General features: G+C 70.4%; 3 protein-coding genes and 2 pseudogenes. All 5 read left to right on the top strand.

Annotation, left to right across the window (positions count from 1 at the left end; translation table 11 throughout):
- Window positions 1–4: 4 nt before the first annotated feature.
- Window positions 5–373: pseudogene (locus ACY5KJ_RS16990) on the top strand (LysR family transcriptional regulator); the annotation flags it as partial.
- On the top strand, window positions 304–903 hold the full coding sequence (locus tag ACY5KJ_RS16985; RefSeq protein ID WP_462189128.1) for a LysR substrate-binding domain-containing protein: 600 nt from the start codon (window positions 304–306) through the stop codon (window positions 901–903). The pseudogene ACY5KJ_RS16990 and the gene ACY5KJ_RS16985, both read left to right, overlap by 70 nt.
- Window positions 904–1207: 304 nt before the next feature.
- Window positions 1208–2031: pseudogene (locus ACY5KJ_RS16980) on the top strand (MBL fold metallo-hydrolase).
- Between the two features lie 250 nt (window positions 2032–2281).
- Window positions 2282–3562: an ABC transporter substrate-binding protein gene (locus ACY5KJ_RS16975; RefSeq protein ID WP_462203827.1), complete on the top strand. Its 1281-nt coding sequence runs from the start codon at window positions 2282–2284 to the stop codon at window positions 3560–3562.
- Between the two features lie 20 nt (window positions 3563–3582).
- Window positions 3583–4476 (top strand): carbohydrate ABC transporter permease (locus ACY5KJ_RS16970; protein ID WP_462203826.1); only part of this gene is annotated, 894 nt, incomplete at its 3' end.

Raw genomic sequence — 4476 nt, 5'->3', positions numbered from 1 at the left:
CCGGCTGCACCTGGCCCAGCCGTCGCTGAGCCAGCAGCTCCAGCGCCTCGAACGGGAGGTCGGTGTCGAACTGGTCAGCCGGACCTCCCACGAGGTGCGGCTCACCGCGGCCGGCCGTGCGTTCGAGGTCGAGGCCCGGCGGGTCCTCGACACCGCGCGCCGGGCCGTGTCGGCGGCCCGGGAGGCGGCCTCGGGCCGCGTGGGCGTGTTGACCATCGGCTTCAACTTCCCCGCCGGGCAGCGGGTGCTCCAGCCGACCCTCGTCCGGTTGGGCGCCGACTACCCCGGCATCTCCACGGTTCTCTGGGAGGCTCGCAGCGGACCGACGCTCGCTGCCCTGCACGACCGCAAGGTGGACGTGGCGCTCGTGTTCGGCGGGGCGCCGGCCGCCGGGCTGCAGTCGCGACGGATTCTCACCCTGCCGCTGGTCGCCTCGTCGGCCACCACCATCCGTGGGCCGACCGCCAGCAGGCGTCGTTCCGGGAGCTCGCGCGCCAACGGTGTGTGTTGTTCCGGCGGGAACAGAGCCCCGCCATGCACGACGCGATCCTCGCCGCCGCCGGCCGGGCGGGCATCAGCCTGACGGTCGCCGACGAGGTCGACGACTCGGGTGCCACGGGGATCATCGTCACGACGAAGTCGGTTGTGGGATTCGCCTCGTCCGTCCGCAGCGGTTTCGTGCCCGGCAAGGGCCTGGCGGCCGTGCGGCTCGTCGAGCCGGTGCCCACCGTCGGGGTGCAGGTGGTCTGGCACCCCGACCCGCCGCCCGTCGTCGAGGCGTTCCTGCGCAGCTTGGACAACGCGGGTCCCTTCGGGGAGGACGCCGTCCCGGTACCTCCCGTACCTCCCGCGCCGCAGGTGCCGGTCCTCGCCCACGACGGGCAGCCGGCTTCCGGCGGCTGAGCCCGCACCCCTGCGGCACCTTTCGCGGCACTCCCGGCACTTTCGGGCCTCCGTGGCACCTTCGGGCCCCCGTCGCCGGGCCGGCCCGATGTTCTTCGTCACGGGCCCGTTCGGCGGCGGCGGCCCGTGTAGATGGCGATTGGCCGGGGCAATCGTCCGTTCGAAAGTTCCATATTGCCGGCGACGGCGCCACCCAGCAGCATCGCGGATGACAGCGGAAATCCTCGCGCACCCTGGCGCCGAATGTTCCACATGTTCCCAACGGAACACCAAGAGTGGAACATCAAGATGAACGGATGAACGTATGCGGTTGACCGTCCTGGGCTGCCGGTCGGGAATGCCGACCGGCGGTCAGTGCAGCTCCAGCTACCTCGTCTGCACCGCGGAGACGAAGATGCTGCTGGACTGCGGCCCCGGCGCCGCGACGGCGCTGAGCGCGCTGGGGCACCCCGCATCGCTCGACGGTATTGTGATCAGTCATCTGCATTCCGATCACTGCTATGATCTCCTCCCGCTGGGAAAGGCATTGCTGGCCAGTCGGGCCCGATATCCCATGCGATTCCCGACGCTCCCGGCACGTGACATTCCGGCGCGCAGCGAACCGATTCCTCTTTACCTTCCGCGGGGCGGCCTGGATACCTTCCAGGCATTGGCCGGGCTTTTCCCGGTCGCGACCATCCCGTTGCTGGACAAGGCGTTCGAGGTCGCCTTCGACGTCCGCGAGTACGACCCGGGGGAGACCTTTAAGATCGGCGACTGCATGGTCAGCCTGCACGGGCTGCGCCACGCGGTACCGAACTGCGGGATCCGCATCGAGACGGCGGGCGCCAGCCTCGCCTACACCGGTGACACCGGGGTGACCGACGCCCTCGTCGACCTCGCCCGCGGCGTCGATCTTCTCCTCGCCGAGAGGCCACCCTCGAGCTGACCGACGACAGCGGCCACGGCCACCTCAGCGCCCTCGACGCGGCCGAGGCGGCGCGGCTCGCCGGGGTGGGTCAGCTCGTGCTCACCCACTTCGTCACCGACGACCCTGAGTGGCTGGCTGCGCGGCGCGCCGAGGCCGAGCGGGTGTTCGACGGGCCGGTGCACCTGGCCGCCCCGGCCCGCAAGTTCGACATCGCATGACCTCCGCCGACGTCTTCCCGCCCCCCGTGGGCGGCGACCTGTTCCCGGGTGGCGACCTGTTCCCGGGATGCGATCACCCCTCGGGTGACGCAACTGCTCCGACGCGTGAAAGGCGACTGGTGTGACAGCCGTTTCCCGGCACGACGATGCTGCTGGACATGAACGGGACACAGGACAAGAGCGGGACGCAGGACAGGATCGCCCGGGCCGCCGTCCGCGGCGGCACCGGGCCCGGCTGGTCGTCACGGCGTTGTCCGCCGCGGTCGGCCTGCTCGCCGTGGCGGCCTGCGGCTCGGACAGCGACACCGCCTCCGGTACCCCGGCCGCGACACCGCAGGGTGACACCCCGGCGACCATTACCTTCCTGTCCTACAACTACGGCACCGCGGGTCTCGGCGGTACGGGAACCCAGGCACTGCTCGACGCCTTCGCCAAGGCGCACCCGAAGATCACGGTCAAGCCGCAGGGTGTCGCGGTGAAGGACGTCCTCACTCGGCTGCGCACCGACACCGCCGCCGGTGATCCGCCCGACGTCGCCCAGATCGGCTGGAGCAAGATGGCCGAGGCGGTCGAAGCCCTGCCGATCACCCCGGTCCAGAAGGTCGCCGGCAGCGAGTGGGAGCCGGCCACCGCCGGCATCTCGAAGAACATCCTGTCGGCCGTCTCCACCAACGGCGTCGTCGCGGCGATGCCGTACACGATGTCGATCCCGGTCATGTACTACAACGCCGACCTGTTCCGCGCCGCCGGCCTGGACCCGCAGCAGCCGCCGACAACCCTCGCCGACGTCAAGGCCGCCGCTTTGAAGATCAAGGCGACCGGTAAGGAGGGCGTCTACATCAGCGTCGTCGACAGCGGGAAGTCGGACTACCTGACCCAGTCGGTGGTGAATTCTAACGGTGGGTCGCTGGTCGATTCCTCCGGCGCGGTCACCCTCGACAAGCAGCCGGCCGTCGAGGCGCTGGCCACGATCGCCGACCTGACCGCCTCGGGTGCCCAGCCCGGGGTCAAGGCCGAAGCGGCCCTGGCCGCGTTCACCAAGGGTGACCTTGGCATGTTCGTCACCAGCACGGCGCTGCTCGCCAGCGCCCAGAAGGCGGCGACGGGCAAGTTCGAGCTGCGCACCGCGGGCCTGCCGTCCTTCGGCACCAAACCCGCCCGCCCGACCTACTCCGGCGCCGGGCTCGCGGTGCTGGCCAAGGACCCGGCCAAGCAGCGCGCCGCCTGGGAGTTCATCAAGTTCCTCACCTCCGACGAGGGCTTCGAGATCATCACCTCGAAGATCGGCTACCTGCCGCTGCGGCAGAGCGTGGCGACGAAGCTCGCCGACACCCCGATCGTGAAGCTGCTGGAACCGGCCCTCGACCAGCTCGACACCGTCACCCCCTACACCTCGTTCCGCGGGGCGAAGGCCAACCAGGCCGTCGTCGTGCTGCAGGACGAGGCCGTCGAACCGATCGTCCTGCGCGGGGCCGATCCTCAGGCGACCCTGAGCAAGGCCGCCGAGAAGATCCGCGCACTCTCCTCCTGATGATCGGCACCTGGCCCCGCGTGGCACGTCCGCGCGGGGCCATCCCGGCCACGGTGGCGCGCCGCGCCGTACCGTGGCTCTACCAGGCGCCGGTGCTGGTGTCGCTGGCGGTCTTCGTCTACGGGCCGCTGGTCTTCGAGGCGTACCTGAGCCTGACGAACTGGGACCTGATCAAACCCGACCGGGACTTCGTGGGGCTTGCCAACTTCCGCGGCCTGTTCGAGGGCGAAGAGTTCCCCCGGGCGCTGAGCCGCACCGGCCTCTACGTCCTGGTGATGCTGCCCTTCGCGACGATCGTCCCGATGGCACTGGCGATCATGCTGTGGAAGCGGCCCGGTCGGACCAGCGACATCTACCGGGCCCTGCTGTTCCTGCCGGTGATGCTCGCCCCCGTCGCGAACGCGCTGTCCTGGCGGTTCGTCCTCGACCCGCTCGGTGGCATCGTCAACGTCGTCACCGGCGGGCTGGGCCTGGGCGAGCGGGACTGGCTCGGTGACCCCTCGACCGCCCTCGCCGCCATCTCGCTCATCACCGCGGCCCGGTTCGTCGCGCTCAACATGCTGCTCTACGGCGCGGCACTGGCCGCGATCGACCGGCGCTGCCTCGATGCCGCCCGCGTCGACGGCGCCACCGAATGGGAGATCACCCGCCGTCTCGTGGTCCCCCAACTGCGTGGCACCACGATCCTGCTGTCGTTCCTGTGCGCGGTGTTCGCCGGGCAGTGGACGTTCAACAACATCGCTGTGCTCACCCAGGGCGGCCCCGACAACACCACCGACAACGTCTACTACCGTCTGTACACTTACGGGTTCACCTACTTCGACGCCGGGACGGGCGCGGCGGCCGCGCTGACGATCGTGGTGGTGCTGTGCGCCCTGTTCGGCCTGTCGACGCTGGCCCGCCGCGCCGCCGGC

The sequence above is a fragment of the Frankia sp. CcWB3 genome, from assembly GCF_977927595.1.
Note: the sequence above shows the minus strand (reverse complement) of the source record. Positions and strands in the feature narration are given on the sequence as shown.